The organism is Streptomyces sp. DSM 40868, assembly GCF_011820545.1.
Taxonomy (GTDB): Bacteria; Actinomycetota; Actinomycetes; order Streptomycetales; family Streptomycetaceae; genus Streptomyces; species Streptomyces eurythermus.
Genome location: NZ_CP050504.1, coordinates 5,841,977 through 5,858,649, shown reverse-complemented (window position 1 = coordinate 5,858,649; position 16,673 = coordinate 5,841,977). Strand labels below are relative to the sequence as shown.

At 70.5% G+C, this 16,673-nt stretch carries 14 protein-coding genes; 8 read left to right on the top strand and 6 right to left on the bottom strand.

Annotated features, from left to right (window positions below):
- The first annotated feature begins 95 nt into the window (after positions 1–95).
- The 3 genes from HB370_RS26790 (at position 96) to HB370_RS26780 (ending at position 6,065) form a co-directional block, all read left to right on the top strand.
- Entirely contained in the window at positions 96–836 is a 741-nt protein-coding gene (locus HB370_RS26790; RefSeq protein WP_030789897.1) for a response regulator transcription factor, read from the top strand.
- Entirely contained in the window at positions 833–1,957 is a 1,125-nt protein-coding gene (locus HB370_RS26785) for an ATP-binding protein (RefSeq protein ID WP_030789894.1), read from the top strand. The genes HB370_RS26790 and HB370_RS26785 overlap by 4 nt, the downstream gene beginning before the upstream one ends.
- Before the next feature lie 301 nt (positions 1,958–2,258).
- Positions 2,259–6,065 (top strand): multifunctional oxoglutarate decarboxylase/oxoglutarate dehydrogenase thiamine pyrophosphate-binding subunit/dihydrolipoyllysine-residue succinyltransferase subunit, encoded by a 3,807-nt coding sequence (locus HB370_RS26780; RefSeq protein ID WP_030789891.1) that lies wholly within the window; start codon positions 2,259–2,261, stop codon positions 6,063–6,065.
- A 134-nt stretch (positions 6,066–6,199) separates the two neighbouring features.
- Here HB370_RS26780 and HB370_RS26775 read toward each other — a convergent pair whose 3' ends face one another.
- Positions 6,200–6,379 (bottom strand): DUF6104 family protein, encoded by a 180-nt coding sequence (locus HB370_RS26775; protein WP_003992906.1) that lies wholly within the window; start codon positions 6,377–6,379, stop codon positions 6,200–6,202.
- Between the two features lie 220 nt (positions 6,380–6,599).
- On the opposite strand from HB370_RS26775, the gene HB370_RS26770 reads away from it, so the two are divergent.
- Both HB370_RS26770 and HB370_RS26765 read left to right on the top strand, forming a co-directional pair.
- Positions 6,600–7,784 carry a DUF4097 family beta strand repeat-containing protein gene (locus HB370_RS26770; protein WP_037702785.1) on the top strand — a complete coding sequence of 395 codons (1,185 nt, stop codon included), beginning with the start codon at positions 6,600–6,602 and terminating at the stop codon, positions 7,782–7,784.
- Position 7,785: 1 nt separating this feature from the next.
- Positions 7,786–8,868, top strand: coding sequence for a PadR family transcriptional regulator (locus HB370_RS26765; protein ID WP_030789885.1), 1,083 nt, complete (start codon positions 7,786–7,788; stop codon positions 8,866–8,868).
- 401 nt (positions 8,869–9,269) lie between these two features.
- On the opposite strand, the gene HB370_RS26760 is transcribed toward HB370_RS26765, so the two are convergent.
- From HB370_RS26760 to HB370_RS26745, 4 genes are all read right to left on the bottom strand, one after another.
- Positions 9,270–9,842, bottom strand: a complete 573-nt coding sequence (locus tag HB370_RS26760; protein ID WP_167513032.1) for a Clp protease N-terminal domain-containing protein — start codon at positions 9,840–9,842, stop codon at positions 9,270–9,272.
- The gene (locus HB370_RS26755) at positions 9,842–10,051 is read right to left on the bottom strand and encodes a helix-turn-helix domain-containing protein (protein WP_030794710.1); all 210 of its coding nucleotides are present in this window, start codon (positions 10,049–10,051) and stop codon (positions 9,842–9,844) included. The genes HB370_RS26760 and HB370_RS26755 overlap by 1 nt, the downstream gene beginning before the upstream one ends.
- A gap of 114 nt (positions 10,052–10,165) precedes the next feature.
- Positions 10,166–11,131, bottom strand: a complete 966-nt coding sequence (locus HB370_RS26750) for a quinone oxidoreductase (RefSeq protein WP_030794705.1) — start codon at positions 11,129–11,131, stop codon at positions 10,166–10,168.
- Positions 11,132–11,316: 185 nt separating this feature from the next.
- The gene (locus HB370_RS26745; protein WP_030794702.1) at positions 11,317–12,540 is read right to left on the bottom strand and encodes an NADP-dependent malic enzyme; all 1,224 of its coding nucleotides are present in this window, start codon (positions 12,538–12,540) and stop codon (positions 11,317–11,319) included.
- A gap of 557 nt (positions 12,541–13,097) precedes the next feature.
- On the opposite strand from HB370_RS26745, the gene HB370_RS26740 reads away from it, so the two are divergent.
- From HB370_RS26740 to HB370_RS26730, 3 genes are read left to right on the top strand one after another with little or no spacing between them, the layout of a single operon-like run.
- Complete coding sequence (locus HB370_RS26740; RefSeq protein ID WP_030794699.1) at positions 13,098–14,057, top strand: ABC transporter substrate-binding protein; 960 nt, start codon at positions 13,098–13,100, stop codon at positions 14,055–14,057.
- Positions 14,058–14,097: 40 nt separating this feature from the next.
- Complete coding sequence (locus tag HB370_RS26735; protein WP_030794696.1) at positions 14,098–15,030, top strand: amino acid ABC transporter permease; 933 nt, start codon at positions 14,098–14,100, stop codon at positions 15,028–15,030.
- A 50-nt stretch (positions 15,031–15,080) separates the two neighbouring features.
- Positions 15,081–15,833, top strand: coding sequence for an amino acid ABC transporter ATP-binding protein (locus HB370_RS26730; RefSeq protein WP_030794694.1), 753 nt, complete (start codon positions 15,081–15,083; stop codon positions 15,831–15,833).
- A gap of 54 nt (positions 15,834–15,887) precedes the next feature.
- On the opposite strand, the gene HB370_RS26725 is transcribed toward HB370_RS26730, so the two are convergent.
- Entirely contained in the window at positions 15,888–16,646 is a 759-nt protein-coding gene (locus tag HB370_RS26725; protein ID WP_030794692.1) for a class I SAM-dependent methyltransferase, read from the bottom strand.
- Positions 16,647–16,673: the final 27 nt, after the last annotated feature.

Here is a 16,673-nt window from a genome sequence, read left to right as displayed (position 1 = left end):
CCCTGACGCGGATCATTCAGCGGATCGTTCAGGCGTCGGACGCAGACATGGGATCACCCCACGGATTCCGGAAAGCAACACAACAGGGGCGGGCGATGGAGCAGACACACACCTCCCAGAGCGGCGCGGCGACGACCACCCCGGGCGCACAGCGCCGGGTGCTGGTCGTCGAGGACGACCCCACGATCGTCGACGCCATCGCGGCCCGGCTCCGTGCCGAGGGATTTCTGGTGCAGACGGCGGCCGACGGTCCGGCCGCCGTCGACACGGCCGAGGCCTGGCAGCCCGACCTGCTGATCCTCGACATCATGCTGCCCGGCTTCGACGGGCTGGAGGTGTGCCGGCGGGTGCAGGCGCAACGGCCGGTGCCGGTGCTGATGCTGACCGCGCGGGACGACGAGACGGACATGCTGGTCGGACTCGGCGTGGGCGCCGACGACTACATGACCAAGCCGTTCTCCATGCGTGAGCTGGCGGCCCGGGTGCACGTGCTGCTGCGCCGGGTGGAACGGGCCGCGCTGGCCGCCGCCACGCCCCGCACCGGCATCCTGCGCCTCGGCGAGCTGGAGATCGACCACGCCCAGCGCCGGGTGCGGGTGAAGTCCGAGGACGTCCACCTGACGCCGACCGAGTTCGACCTGCTGGTGTGCCTGGCGAACACCCCGCGCGCGGTGCTCTCCCGGGAGCAGCTGCTGGCCGAGGTGTGGGACTGGGCGGACGCCTCCGGCACCCGCACGGTCGACAGCCACATCAAGGCGCTGCGCCGCAAGATCGGCGCCGAGCGGATCCGGACCGTGCACGGCGTGGGCTACGCGCTGGAGACACCGGCCCCGTGAGCGGCAGCGGGCGCCAGGCCGCACGGAGGAGCCCCGGGACCCTCGGCGAGGAACCCTGGGGCGGCGTACGCCCGTTCTCGATCAAGACCAAGCTGGGCGCGCTGGTCGTCATCGCGGTGCTCATCACCACCGGTCTGTCGCTCGTGGCGGTGCACACCCAGACGGAGCTGCGCTTCATCACGGTCTTCTCGATGATCGCCACCCTGCTCATCACCCAGTTCGTGGCGCACTCGCTGACCATGCCGCTGGACGAGATGAACACGGTGGCCCGCTCCATCTCGCAGGGCGACTACACCCGCCGGGTGCGGGAGAACCGCCGCGACGAACTCGGCGACCTGGCCCAGACGATCAACGTCATGGCCGACGAGCTGGAGGCCCAGGACAACCAGCGCAAGGAGCTGGTGGCGAACGTCTCGCACGAGCTGCGCACCCCGATCGCCGGGCTGCGCGCGGTGCTGGAGAACATCGTCGACGGGGTCACCGAGGCCGATCCGGAGACCATGCGGACGGCCCTGAAGCAGACCGAGCGACTGGGCCGCCTGGTGGAGACCCTGCTGGACCTGTCCCGGCTGGACAACGGCGTGGTGCCGCTGAAGGCGCGCCGGTTCGAGGTGTGGCCGTACCTCTCGGGCGTACTGAAGGAGGCCAACATGGTCGCCTCCGTGCGCGCGGGCATCGCCTCCGGCTCGGGCAGCCACACCCGCACCGACGTCCATCTGCATCTCGACGTCTCGCCGCCGGAGCTGACCGCGCACGCGGACCCCGAGCGCATCCACCAGGTCGTCGCCAACCTGATCGACAACGCGGTCAAGCACAGCCCGCCGCACGGCCGGGTGACCGTGAAGGCGCGGCGCGGGCCGCAGCCGGAGTCGCTGGTGCTGGAGGTCCAGGACGAGGGCCCGGGCATCCCCCGGTCCGAGTGGCACCGCGTGTTCGAGCGGTTCAACCGGGGTGCGGTCACCCGGCCGCACGGCCCGGGCAGCGACGGCGGCACCGGGCTCGGGCTGGCGATCGCCCGGTGGGCGGTGGATCTGCACGGCGGCCGGATCGGGGTGGCCGAATCCGAGCGTGGCTGCCGGATCATCGTCACTCTTCCGGGACTGACTTCCCTCGCGAGTTGACGTAGGGTCCGAACCGGAAGCACAAGATCCACGACGGTCCCCGGCAGGTTCGCGCGGCAGGACACGTGTGATCGGCGCAGGCCCGGGCACCCGCCTGACGTTGGCGGCGGCGGGCCCCGCCGGTGCACCCTTTCACCTGCGGAACCACGCTTGTTTCCCGCCATATCAAGCCCCGAAACAAGATTTCCGATGTGACTTACGCGACGATGACCATGCTCGACCTGACCTTCCCGGCCAGGGAGGCGTAGCCTTTATTCCCGCTGTCCATCACCTTGTGAAGCGGAAGAGGGCGGTTGCCGCCGTGTCGCCACAGTCCCCCAGTAACTCATCGAGTCTCTCCACCGACGACCAAGCCGGGAAGAACCCCGCAGCCGCGTTCGGTGCGAACGAATGGCTCGTCGACGAGATCTATCAGCAGTACCTCCAGGACCCGAACTCCGTAGACCGCGCCTGGTGGGACTTCTTCGCCGATTACAAGCCGGGGGCTCCGGCCACCCCGGCCCCGGCGGGTGCCGCGGCCACGGGGGCCGCGGAGACCACCACGGCCCCGCAGGCACCCGCGGCCCCGGCCTCCCAGGCCGCCGCCCCGGCCCCGAAGCCCGCCGCGGCTCCCGCTCAGGCCCCGGCCCCCGCGGCTCCCGCCGCTCCCGCGGCGAAGGCCGCCCCGGCCAAGCCGGCGCAACCCGCACAGGCGCCCGCTCAGCCGAAGGCCAAGGCCGAACCCGCGAAGGAGGCCCCCGAGGGCCCCGAGCTGGTCACGCTGCGCGGCCCGTCCGCCGCCGTGGCGAAGAACATGGACGCCTCGCTGGAGATGCCGACCGCCACCTCGGTCCGCGCCGTCCCGGTGAAGCTGCTGTTCGACAACCGGATCGTCATCAACAACCACCTCAAGCGCGCCCGCGGCGGGAAGATCTCCTTCACGCACATCATCGGGTACGCGATGGTGCAGGCCATCAAGGCCATGCCGTCGATGAACTGGTCCTACGGCGTCAAGGACGGCAAGCCGACCCTGATCAAGCCGGCCCACGTCAACCTCGGCCTGGCCATCGACCTGGTCAAGCCCAACGGTGACCGCCAGCTCGTCGTGGCCGCCATCAAGAAGGCCGAGACGCTGAACTTCTTCGAGTTCTGGCAGGCCTACGAGGACATCGTCCGCCGCGCCCGCGACGGCAAGCTGACGATGGACGACTTCTCCGGCGTCACGGTCTCCCTGACCAACCCCGGCGGCCTCGGCACCGTCCACTCCGTGCCGCGCCTGATGCCCGGCCAGTCCGTGATCATGGGCGTCGGCTCCATGGACTACCCGGCGGAGTTCCAGGGCACCAGCCAGGACACCCTGAACAAGCTCGGTGTCTCCAAGGTCATGACGCTCACGTCGACCTACGACCACCGGGTGATCCAGGGCGCCGCCTCCGGCGAGTTCCTGCGCCAGGTCGCCAACCTGCTGCTCGGCGAGAACGGCTTCTACGACGACATCTTCGAGGCGCTGCGCATCCCCTACGAGCCGGTCCGCTGGCTCAAGGACATCGACGCCAGCCACGACGACGACGTCACCAAGGCCGCCCGCGTCTTCGAGCTGATCCACTCCTACCGGGTCCGCGGCCACGTCATGGCCGACACCGACCCGCTGGAGTACAAGCAGCGCAAGCACCCCGACCTGGACATCGTCGAGCACGGCCTCACCCTGTGGGACCTGGAGCGCGAGTTCGCCGTCGGCGGCTTCGCCGGCAAGTCGATGATGAAGCTGCGCGACATCCTCGGCGTGCTGCGCGACTCGTACTGCCGCACCACCGGCATCGAGTTCATGCACATCCAGGACCCCAAGCAGCGCAAGTGGATCCAGGACCGGGTGGAGCGCCCGCACTCCAGGATGGAGCGCGAGGAGCAGCTGCGCATCCTGCGCCGGCTGAACGCCGCCGAGGCGTTCGAAACCTTCCTGCAGACGAAGTACGTCGGCCAGAAGCGCTTCTCCCTGGAGGGCGGCGAGTCCGTCATCCCGCTGCTGGACGCGGTGATCGACTCCGCGGCCGAGTCCCGCCTGGACGAGGTCGTCATCGGCATGGCCCACCGCGGTCGCCTCAACGTGCTGGCCAACATCGTCGGCAAGTCGTACGCGCAGATCTTCCGCGAGTTCGAGGGCAACCTCGACCCGAAGTCGATGCACGGCTCCGGCGACGTGAAGTACCACCTGGGCGCCGAGGGCACCTTCACCGGCCTGGACGGCGAGCAGATCAAGGTCTCGCTGGTCGCCAACCCCTCCCACCTGGAGGCCGTCGACCCGGTCCTGGAGGGCGTCGCCCGCGCCAAGCAGGACATCATCAACAAGGGCGGCACCGACTTCACGGTGCTGCCGGTGGCGATCCACGGCGACGCGGCCTTCGCGGGCCAGGGCGTGGTGGCCGAGACCCTGAACATGTCGCAGCTGCGCGGCTACCGCACCGGCGGCACGGTCCACATCGTCATCAACAACCAGGTCGGCTTCACCGCGGCCCCCGAGTCCTCGCGTTCCTCCATGTACGCGACGGACGTGGCCCGCATGATCGAGGCCCCGATCTTCCACGTGAACGGCGACGACCCGGAGGCCGTGGTCCGCGTCGCGCGTCTGGCCTTCGAGTTCCGCCAGGCGTTCAACAAGGACGTGGTGATCGACCTCATCTGCTACCGCCGCCGCGGTCACAACGAGTCGGACAACCCGGCCTTCACCCAGCCGCTGATGTACGACCTGATCGACAAGAAGCGCTCGGTGCGCAAGCTGTACACCGAGTCCCTGATCGGTCGCGGCGACATCACCCTGGAGGAGGCCGAGCAGGCCCTCCAGGACTACCAGGGCCAGCTGGAGAAGGTCTTCACCGAGGTCCGCGAGGCCACCTCGCAGCCGGCCGCCGGGGACGTCCAGGCGCCCCAGGACGGCTTCCCGGTCGCGGTCCCGACCGCGGTCTCCACCGAGGTCGTCAAGCGGATCGCCGAGTCCCAGGTCAACATCCCGGACACCATCACCGTCCACCCGCGGCTGCTCCCGCAGCTCCAGCGCCGGGCCGCGATGGTGGAGGACGGCACGATCGACTGGGGCATGGGCGAGACCCTCGCCATCGGCTCCCTGCTGCTGGAGGGCACCCCGGTCCGGCTGGCCGGCCAGGACTCCCAGCGCGGCACCTTCGGCCAGCGCCACGCGGTGCTGATCGACCGGGAGACCGGCGAGGAGTACACCCCGCTGCAGTACCTCGCCGAGGACCAGGCGCGGCTGAACGTCTACAACTCGCTGCTGTCCGAGTACGCGGCGATGGGCTTCGAGTACGGCTACTCGCTGGCCCGCCCGGACGCGCTGGTGATGTGGGAGGCCCAGTTCGGCGACTTCGTCAACGGCGCCCAGACGGTCGTCGACGAGTTCATCTCGTCGGCCGAGCAGAAGTGGGCCCAGACCTCGGGCGTCGTCCTGCTGCTCCCGCACGGCTACGAGGGCCAGGGCCCGGACCACTCCTCCGCGCGCCCCGAGCGGTTCCTCCAGCTGTGCGCGCAGAACAACATGACCGTGGCCATGCCCACGCTGCCGTCGAACTACTTCCACCTCCTGCGGTGGCAGGTGCACAACCCGCACCACAAGCCGCTGGTCGTCTTCACCCCGAAGTCGATGCTGCGCCTGAAGGCCGCCGCGTCGAAGGCGGAGGAGTTCACGAGCGGCCAGTTCCGGCCGGTCATCGGCGACAGCACGGTCGACCCGGCCGCGGTCCGCAAGGTCGTCTTCTGCGCCGGCAAGGTCTACTACGACCTGGAGGCCGAGCGGCAGAAGCGGGGCGTCACGGACACGGCGATCATCCGCATCGAGCGGCTCTACCCGCTGCCGGGTGACGAGCTCCAGGCGGAGGTCAACAAGTACCCGAACGCCGAGAAGTACCTCTGGGCGCAGGAGGAGCCGGCGAACCAGGGTGCCTGGCCGTTCATCGCGCTCAACCTGATCGACCACCTGGACCTGGCGGTCGGCGCGGACATCCCGGCCGGCGAGCGGCTGCGGCGCATCTCGCGTCCGCACTCCTCGTCCCCGGCGGTGGGTTCCGCGAAGCGGCACCAGGCCGAGCAGGAGCAGCTGGTGCGTGAGGTGTTCGAGGCGTAAGCCGGCCTGTTAGAGGCGTCAGCCTCCCGAAAAGGGCCCGGTACCGAGTTCTCGCTCGGCACCGGGCCCTTTCGCCTGTTCAGAGGTGGTTTCGCCGGCGTCGTGCCCGGCCCTGCGCCTCGCTCTCGCCCGCCCTACTCGTCGTCCTCGTCGTCGAGCCGGGCGAGCCAGGTGGCCAGCCGCTCCACGGGCACCTCGAAGTCCGGGTTCAGGTCCACGAACGTGCGCAACTGCTCGGCGAGCCACTCGAAGGTGACCTCTTCCTCGCCACGCCGCTTCTCCAGCTCCTCGATACCGCGGTCGGTGAAGTACATAGGGGCTACGTCTCCTGCGTAAACATCCAGCCGGCAACTCTCCCCACCAGCGTATGCCGCCACGGACGCGCCCCGGCCCGGGGCGGCCGCGCGCAGCCGTCACCCGCACGCCGTTGCCCTCCTCGAAAGAGTGTCTTGACTTCACTCCGCCGCGATATATCGTGTTTACGAGAGGACGCGATATGGCGTGTCACGACCGCGCCCCGGCCGAGGAGGTCCCATGTCCCAGTGGTCCGTCACCGAACCCCGGAAGCTGACCTTCGACAGCCCCGTGCGCGATCTCCAGGTCCGGATCGTCAACGGCACGGTGAACGTCGTCGGCACGGAGGAGGACTCGGCGCGGCTGGAGGTCTCGGAGCTGGCGGGCCCGCCCCTGGTGGTCACCCGGAACGGCTCCACGCTGACCGTGGCCTACGAGGACCTGCCCTGGAAGGGCTTCCTCAAGTGGCTCGACCGCAGGGCCTGGCGCCGCAGCACGGTGGTCTCGCTCGCGGTCCCGGCCGGCACACGCGTGGAGGTGGGCGTGGTGGGCGCCGGCGCGGTCGTCTCGGGCATCCGCGGCTCCGCGGTGATCAAGGGGGTGAACGGCGACACCACCCTGGTCGGCGTCTCGGGCCCGGTCCGCGCGGAGACCGTCTCGGGAAGCCTGGAGGCCCAGGCGGTCACCGGGGACCTGACGTTCCACTCGGTCTCCGGAGACCTCACCGTCGTCGCGGGCTCCGGCCCCTCCGTGCGCGCCGAGACCGTCAGCGGCTCGATGATCGTCGACCTGGACCCGGACGGCCCCACGGACGTCGGCCTGACCAGCGTCTCCGGCGAGATCGCCATCCGCCTGCCGCACCCGGCGGACGCCGAGGTGGAGGCGAACACCACGAGCGGTGTGGTGTCCAACGCCTTCGAGGGACTGCGGGTGCACGGCCAGTGGGGCGCGCACAAGATCACCGGCCGGCTCGGCGCGGGCACGGGCAGTCTGCGGGCCACCACGGTCTCGGGCTCGATAGCCCTGCTGCGCCGGCCGCCCCGGGACGAGGAGGAGCACCCGTCCTGGCAAGCCGGCCCGCCACGCCCGCCGGAGCCCGACACCACGACCGTCACCGTCACGGTCACCGACTCGGCGCCCTCCAGCACCCCCGGATCCCCCACCGCGCCCGCGGCACCCGGCGCACCGGAATCCGTCACGGCCCCCGAAGCCGCCACCGCGCCGAGGCCCTCCTCCGCACCCCCGGAGACCCCCGGCGCCCCCTCGGAGGCCCCGACCGCGACGGATGCCCGCACGGCACCCCACCAGGCACCCCACCCGGCCGATCACCCGCCGACCGCGCCGGGGGACAATTCCGTCTCCGGCCAGGACGCCGCCGCCACCGGCGCCCCGGCCGACGGCACGACCGACAAGAAGGTGCTCTGACATGCCTCCCGTCTTCGCCCACGGCCGCCTCCGCCTGTACCTGCTCAAGCTGCTCGACGAGGCCCCGCGCCACGGCTACGAGGTGATCAGGCTCCTGGAAGAGCGCTTCCAGGGCCTCTACGCCCCCTCGGCGGGCACGGTCTACCCGCGCCTGGCCAAGCTGGAGGCGGAGGGTCTGGTCCGGCACACCACCGAGGGCGGCCGCAAGGTGTACGCCATCACGGACGCGGGCCGCGCCGAACTGGCCGCCCGCAGCGGTGAACTGGCCGACCTGGAACTGGAGATCCGCGAGTCGGTCGCGGAACTGGCCGCCGAGATAAGGGCCGACGTGCGTGGCGCGGCCGGCGACCTGCGCCGCGAGGTGCGCGCCGCCGCGTCCGAGGCCCGCCGCGCACGGACGTCCGGGGGCGACTTCGCCCAGGGGGAGTACGGCGACCTGGGCGACAAGGAGGCGTGGCGGGCCGCCAAGGAGGAGTTGCGCCGGGCCAAGCAGGAGTGGAAGGAGCAGGCCCGGCGCGCGAAGGACGAGAGCCGCCGGGCCCGCGAGGAGGCCGAGCGGGCCCGCCGCCAGGCCCAGGAGGCGCAGGCACGGGCACGGGTCCAGGCGCAGGAAGAGGTGCAGCGCATCGCCCGGCGCGTCCAGGAACGCGTCCAGGCCCACTTCACGCGCGGCGACTGGCCCACGGGCCTCCGCGAGGGCCTGTCCGAACTGACGAAGGAATTCGGCGACTTCGGCAAGGACTTCGCCAGGGACTGGACCAGGGACACGGGCAAGGACTGGGGGAGGGACCGGGACTTCCCCCGCGCCACGGAGGAGACGCCCCGCACCACTCCGTCCTCGGAGCCGCACTACACCCCGGCCTCGGAGGACTTCCCCGCCGGGTACGAACCGACCTGGGCCCACGAGACGCCCACCGGCGACCCGGCCCGCGACCTGGACCGCCTGCTGGACCGCTTCCGCGACGACATCCGCGACGCGGCCCGCGACAACGGCATCACACCGGCCCAACTCCGGGAAACCCGCCACCACCTCACCAAGGCGGCGGCCCACATCGCGGCGATCCTCCACCCCCACAAGCCCTGACCCGAACACCCGCCCCGGGGGGCAAGCCCCCCAAGCCCCACCTCGCCCCCGCCCCGCAGCCAACCGAACCGGCAACCCGCGCCCAACAGCAGGACGCCCACCTCCAGCCAACCGAGCCGGGGAAGCACGTCCCGCCAGCCGGGCCCCCACCGACCGAACCGACGATGCCTGCCCCGCCAGCCACGCTGGGGTCATCCACCCCACCACCAACCCGGCCGCGCATCCCCCACCGACCGACCCAAGGGCGCCCACCCTCCAGCCACCCCAGCCGGAGCCCCCACCGATGGGCCGGGGACGCCCACCCGCCAGCCGACCGAACCGAGGACGCCCACCCTCCAGCCAACCGAATCGGGTGGGTGGGTGGGCAGGTCTTCGGGGTCCGGGGCGGAGCCCCGTGGGGGTCACTTTTCAGCCGACCGAGTCGGGTGGGCGGGTGGGCAAACCCTCGTCACCCCCTCGAACGTCACCCCGAAGTCGGCCAACACCTCCCCCGCCACCCCCGGCAGAACCGTGAGCGCCAACAGCAGATGCTCACCCCCGACAAACCGCTCCCCCCGCCCGAGAGCCACCCGCAACGCCCGCTCCAGCACATCCTTGGCTCCTCGGCCGAACCTGAGCCGGCCCCCGCCCCACCACCCCGGACTCCCCGAATCCCCGGCCATCGCCCCGACCCCGTGCGCCTCCTCCACCCGGGCCACGACCTCCCTCACATCAATCCCCAGCCCCGCGAGCGCGTCCGCCTCGGCCCGGGTCAGCCCCGCCCGACGCCGCGCCTCCCCCACCGCCTCGCGCACCGCGTCCCGCGACTCCCCGAGCCCCAGGGCGGACAGCGCGAACGAGGCCCGGCTGCCCTCACTGTCGAGCACCGCGAGCAGCACATGCTCGGCCTCGACGGTCCGCGCCCCACCGCTGCGCGCATGCGCGACCGCACCCTCGATCACCGCCCGCGCGTCCTTGGTCAACCGCTCGAACATCAACGCCTCCCGTACTTCTTGTGCACGGCCTGCCTGCTGACACCCAGCTCCGCTGCGATCTCCTGCCACGACCAGCCCTGATCGCGCGCACTGCGCACCTGTACCGCCTCCAACTGCTCCAGCAGCCGGCGCAGCGCGGCCACGGCCCGCAGTCCGACCCGTGGATCACGGTCACCGGCACGCTGGGCGAGATTGGTTGCCTCACTCATGCCGTCAACATAGGTTGACACTCCCCATCCGTCAACCTTGGTTGACAATCGGGCCACACAAAAGGCGGGCCCGGCACCCCGGACCCGCCTTCGGCGTCAAGCTCCCCCAAAAAGCTAGGAGTTGGTCAGCACGATCTTGCCGAACTGCTCCCCCGACGCGAGCCGTTCGAAGCCCTCACGCGCCCGGTCCAGCGGAAGCTCCTCGTCGATCACGGGCCGTACACCGGTCGCGGCGCAGAAGGAGAGCAGGTCCTCCAGCTCGTCCTTGGTGCCCATCGTGGACCCGACGACCTTCAGCTCCAGGAAGAAGATCCGAGTCAGCTCGGCATGCGAGGGCCGGTCCCCGCTGGTCGCCCCGGAGATGACCAGCGCCCCACCGGGCCGCAGCGACTTCACCGAGTGGGACCAGGTCGCCGCGCCCACGGTCTCGATGACGGCGTCCACCCGCTGCGGCAGCCGGGCCCCCGGCTCCAGCGCCTCCACGGCACCCAGCTCCACGGCCCGCTTCCGCTTCGCCTCGTCCCGGCTGGTGGCGAAGACCCGCAGTCCGGCCGCCTTGCCGAGGACGATCGCGGCCGTGGCGACACCGCCGCCCGCGCCCTGCACGAGGACCGAGTCCCCGGGTCGCACCCCGGCGTTGGTGAACAGCATCCGGTACGCCGTCAGCCAGGCGGTCGGCAGGCAGGCGGCCTCGGCGAAGGACAGCTCCTTCGGCTTGGGCAGCACGTTCCAGGTCGGTACGGCGACCTGTTCGGCGAAGGTGCCCTGGTAGCGCTCGGTGAGGATGGAGCGCGGCTCGTGCGGGCCGACGCCGTGGCCGCTCTGGCCGATGACGGAGTGCAGGACGACCTCGTTGCCGTCCTCGTCGACACCGGCGGCATCGCAGCCGAGGATCATCGGCAGCCGGTCCTCCGGGAGGCCGACGCCCCGCAGGGACCAGAGGTCGTGGTGGTTGAGGGAGGCGGCGCGCACGGTGATCGTGCTCCAGCCGGGACGGGCCTCGGGAGCCGGACGCTCCCCCAACTCGAGGCCGGTGAGCGGCTGGTCGCGGTCGATTCGGGCAGCGTAGACAGCGAACATGCAGCCGACGATAGGGGTGCGGCGCACCCGGCGGAACCAGGCCCGCCTGTGACACATGCCCTCTTGCGCAACGGCACCCATGCGGCACAGGACCACCGCCGCCCGCGCCCGACCCCCTCGGCAGGCACTCCCCCACCGACGGAAAAACGGCCCCGCCCAAGCGGGCGGGGCCGTTCAGTGTCGGGTCACCGGCGGGCGACGCCCTCCGCGCGCGCGGCGGCCGCGACGGCCGCGGTGACGGCGGGAGCGACCCGCTCGTCGAACGGCGACGGGATCACGTAGTCGGCGGCGAGGTCATCACCGACCACCGCGGCCAGCGCCTCCGCGGCGGCGATCTTCATCCCCTCCGTGATCCGCGTGGCCCGCACCTGGAGCGCGCCGGCGAAGATGCCGGGGAAGGCCAGCACGTTGTTGATCTGGTTGGGGAAGTCGGAGCGCCCGGTGGCGACGACCGCCGCGTACTTGTGCGCGACGTCGGGGTGCACCTCCGGGTTCGGGTTGGCCATCGCGAACACGAAGGCGCCCTGCGCCATGGAGGCCACGGCCTCCTCGGGGACCGTACCGCCGGAGACGCCGATGAAGACGTCCGCACCCGCCAGGGCGTTCTCCAGCGAACCGGTGAGGCCGGCCTTGTTGGTGAATCCGGCCAGCTCGCGCTTGACCGGGGTCAGGTCGTCCCGGTCGGCCGACACCACGCCCTTGCGGTCCGTCACCGCCACGTCCCCGATGCCGGCCTCGACCAGCATCTTGGCGATGGCGACACCGGCCGCGCCGGCGCCCGAGATGACGGCCCGCAGCTGCCCGATCTCGCGTCCGCTCAGCCGCGCCGCGTTGCGCAGCGCCGCGAGCGTCACGACGGCCGTGCCGTGCTGGTCGTCGTGGAAGACCGGGATGTCCAGCCGCTCCTGGAGCCGGCGCTCGATCTCGAAGCACCGGGGGGCCGAGATGTCCTCCAGGTTCACTCCGCCGAAGGAGGGAGCGAGCCGGACGACGGTCTCCACGATGTCGTCGACGTCGGTGCAGTCGAGGGCGATCGGGACCGCGTCCACGCCGCCGAACTGCTTGAACAGGATGGCCTTGCCCTCCATCACGGGGAGGGATGCCTGGGGACCGATGTCCCCGAGCCCGAGCACGGCCGTACCGTCGGTGACGACGGCGACCACACTGGATTTCCACGTGTAGTCGTTGACCAGCTCCGGCTGTTCCGCGATCGCGGTGCACACGCGCGCGACGCCGGGCGTGTACGCGAGGGAAAGGTCGTCCTTGTCGCGGACCGGCACGGTGGCCTGCACGGCCATCTTGCCGCCGCGGTGCAGCGCGAACGCCGGATCGAAGGAATCGAGGGGCTCGGCCCCGCCGTCCTGGTCCGTTGTGTTGTCGCTGCGAGGATTGACGATCTCCGCTGCCACTTTGTCTTACCCCTTAGGTATGCATGGTTTGAGGGTCGTCCACTCCTGGTGAGGGGTGGGCGGGCACCGCGCACGGCCCGATTGCTGATACGTACGAGGCCATACGCGACGGGCGCGCCGCACACGCGCCCTGAGCCCCGGATGAGGGGTGTAAAGAACCTTCTTACCGGACGGACGGTGCCCGCGACGAGTCCAATAGGTCCAAGGTCACATCCCGGAACGGGCGGGCGACGCCGGGATGACGCGCGGCCGACGGACCGAAATGGCTGGAAATCGCGCAGAGCGCGGAGGGGTCCGGCCGACCACATGGTGAGACACGCCGAAGATTCTCCGGCTGGAGGAGCGGATTACCGCAGATGGTCCTGCGGCTATGGACCGAGGTTGTACCGACCTGATCCGTTTCGGGGGTCACCCGTTATCCGATTTTGACATAGCGACTCCCCTGAATGGCGTAGTCCGAATGGCAAGATGCCGTAAACCCACGAGGTCGCGACACCCGAAGGTGTGTGTTTCCGTCGACCCATCGGCAACTCTTCCCATCCGCCGGAGGAACCACGATGACCGCAAGCTCCACCCGTCGTACCACCGCCGCGCGCTCCCGTCTTGCCGCGGTCGGTGCGATCGCGGTCGCAGGCGCCCTGCTGCTCACCGGCTGCGGTGACCAGACGAAGGACAAGAACAAGGACTCCGGCAGCGCGTCCGCCGCCAGTGCCCCGCTCGCCGACAAGCTCCCGCAGGACATCCGGGGCAAGGGCAAGATCCGGGTCGGTTCGGACATCGCGTACGCCCCCGTGGAGTACAAGGACTCCTCCGGCAAGGTGGTCGGCCTGGACCCGGACCTGGCGGAGGCCCTGGGCAAGCAGCTCGGGGTGACGTTCGAGTTCCAGAACGGCACCTTCGACGCTCTGCTCACCGGTCTGCGTTCGGACCGGTACGACATCGCGATGTCGGCGATGACGGACAACAAGAACCGTCAGGAGGGCGTCGACCCCGACACCGGCAAGCAGGTCGGCGAGGGCGTCGACTTCGTCGACTACCTGACCGCCGGTGTCTCCATATACACCCGCAAGGGAGACACCGAGGGCATAAAGACCTGGGACGACCTGTGCGGCAAGAAGCTGGCCGTGCAGCGCGGCACCACGTCGGACGACCTGGCCAAGCAGCAGGCGAAGAAGTGTCCGAAGGGCAAGAAGCTCTCCATCGAGGCGTTCGACGACAACCAGCAGGCCCAGACCCGGCTGCGCTCGGGCGGCGTGGACGCCGTGTCCGCCGACTTCCCGGTCGCCGCGTACGCGGTGAAGACCTCCGGCGGCGGCAAGGACTTCGAGCTGGTCGGCGACCAGGTCGAGGCGGCCCCGTACGGCATCGCGGTCTCCAAGGAGGAGACGCAGCTGCGGGACGCCCTCCAGGCGGCGATGAACGCGCTCATCAAGAACGGCGAGTACCAGAAGATCCTCGAGAAGTGGGGCGCCCAGGACGGCGCCGTCAAGCAGTCCGTCATCAACGGCGGCAAGTGACCCGCGACCTGCAAGCAGCGGCCACCGAGAGGCACTCCCCGTGACTGACATCGACAAGACGGCGGGTCCCAAGGACACGCCCCCGGCCGGCGCCGAGGCCATCAAGGCCATCCCGGTGCGGCACTACGGACGGTACGTCACCGCCGTCATCGCGATCGCGGTCCTTGCCGCGATCGTCAACGCGTTCGCCCAGGGCAAGATCAACTGGCACGCGATACCCGACTACTTCTTCGACGACCGGATCATGACCGGCGTCGGCAAGACCCTCCTGCTGACGGTCCTGTCGATGCTGATCGGCATCGTCGGCGGCATCATCCTGGCGGTGATGCGGCTGTCGAAGAACCCGGTGACCTCGGCGATCGCCTGGTTCTACATCTGGTTCTTCCGCGGCACCCCGGTCCTGGTCCAGCTGTTCCTCTGGTTCAACCTGGGCCTGGTCTTCGAGTACATCAACCTGATGCCGATCTACAAGGACTACTGGTCGAGCTTCATGACGCCGCTGCTGACGGCGCTGCTCGGCCTGGGTCTGAACGAGGCGGCGTACATGGCCGAGATCTGCCGGGCCGGCCTGCTCGCGGTGGACGAGGGCCAGACCGAGGCGGCCCACGCGCTCGGCATGAGCCACGGCAAGACCCTGCGCCGGGTGGTGATCCCGCAGGCGATGCGGGTGATCGTGCCGCCCACGGGCAACGAAGTGATCAACATGCTGAAGACGACCTCGCTCGTGGCGCAGGTCCAGTTCTCGGAACTCTTCCGCTACGCCCAGGACATCGGCCAGAACTCCGGCGCCCCGGTGGAGATGTACTTCCTCGCCGCGGCCTGGTACCTGATCATGACCTCGGTGCTGAGCGTGGGCCAGTACTACCTGGAGCGGTACTACGCCCGCGGCTCCAGCCGCACCCTCCCCCCGACCCCGTGGCAGAAGGTGAAGAAGAATCTGACGACCTTCTCCAGCAGGAAGGTCACGGCATGACCGACAAGCTGAGCAAGAAGCAGGACACCCGGCCGCGGGACGCCGTCCCCATGGTCAAGGCGGAGGGCGTGCACAAGTCCTTCGGCCAGGTCGAGGTGCTCAAGGGCATCGACCTGGAGGTGAAGCCGGGTGAGGTGTTCTGCCTGATCGGCCCCTCCGGTTCCGGCAAGTCGACGTTCCTGCGCTGCATCAACCACCTGGAGAAGATCAACGCCGGGCGGCTGTACGTCGACGGCGAGCTGGTCGGCTACCGCCAGCAGGGCGACAAGCTGTACGAGCTGCGGGACCGCGAGGTCGCCATGAAGCGGCGCGACATCGGCATGGTCTTCCAGCGCTTCAACCTGTTCCCGCACATGACGGCCGTGGAGAACGTCATGGAGGCGCCGGTCCAGGTGAAGGGCGCGAGCCGCGGCGAGGCCCGGGAGCGGGCCATGCGGCTGCTGGAGCGCGTGGGCCTGGCCGACCGGGCCGGGCACTACCCCTCCCAGCTCTCCGGCGGCCAGCAGCAGCGGGTGGCGATCGCCCGGGCGCTGGCGATGGAGCCGAAGCTGATGCTGTTCGACGAGCCGACCTCGGCCCTGGACCCGGAGCTGGTCGGTGACGTCCTGGACGTCATGCGGGACCTCGCCGAGTCCGGCATGACCATGGTCGTCGTCACCCACGAGATGGGCTTCGCCCGCGAGGTGGGCGACAGTCTGGTCTTCATGGACGGCGGCGTGGTGGTCGAATCCGGCCACCCCCGGGACGTCCTGACCAACCCGCGGCACGAGCGGACGCAGTCGTTCCTGTCCAAGGTCCTGTGACCCGCGCGTGAGGGGCGGTACGGGCCACCCGTACCGCCCCTCACGCCTGCCCGCCTACTTCAGCGCGAGCAGCAGCGTGTCCGAGGGGGAGCACCACACCGGCCTGGCCTCGGCGAACCCCTTCTCGCGCAGCACGCGCGCGTGCCATTGGACCGAGGGCATGTCCCCGTCCGCGTGCTCGCCGTAGATCTCGTAGCGGCGGGCGGTCGGCTCGGCGAGGACCGGGTCCTTCGCCGCCAGCTGCCACCAGTCGGCCCAGTCCAGGGCGCCGTCCCGCTTGGCCTGTTCCATGCGGGCGTGCCGCTGGGCGCGCTCGGCCGCGTTGATCCGGGGCGTGGTCTCGTCGATCATGTGGTCCGCGTTCATGAAGACACCGCCGTCGCGGACCAGTCCCGCGATCCGGCCGTAGAGGGCCGCGAGGGGTTCGGCGTGCAGCCAGTGCAGGGCGGTCGCGGTGAGCACCGCGTCGTAGGAGTCGTACGGCAGCCTGGCCGGCCAGTCGGGGTCCTTGAGGTCGGCGGTCACGAGCCGGACGCGGTCGTCGCCGTCGAAGGTGCCGTGCGCGATGGCGAGCAGCGCCGGGTCCAGGTCGACGCCGGTGCTGGTGGCGTCGGGGAAGCGGCTCAGCAGCCGGGCGGTGATGCTGCCGGTGCCGCAGGCCAGGTCGAGCACGCGGGGTGCCGTGCCCACCAGCGCCTCGACCATGTCGAGCATGATCCGGAAACGTTCCTCGCGGTCCGGCATGTACCACTCCTGCTGCCGGTCCCAGCTCTCCTGCCAGGCCGCCCAGTCGGTTCCGGTACTCGTCGTCATGAGATCCGTCTCCCCTCGTCTCGCGTA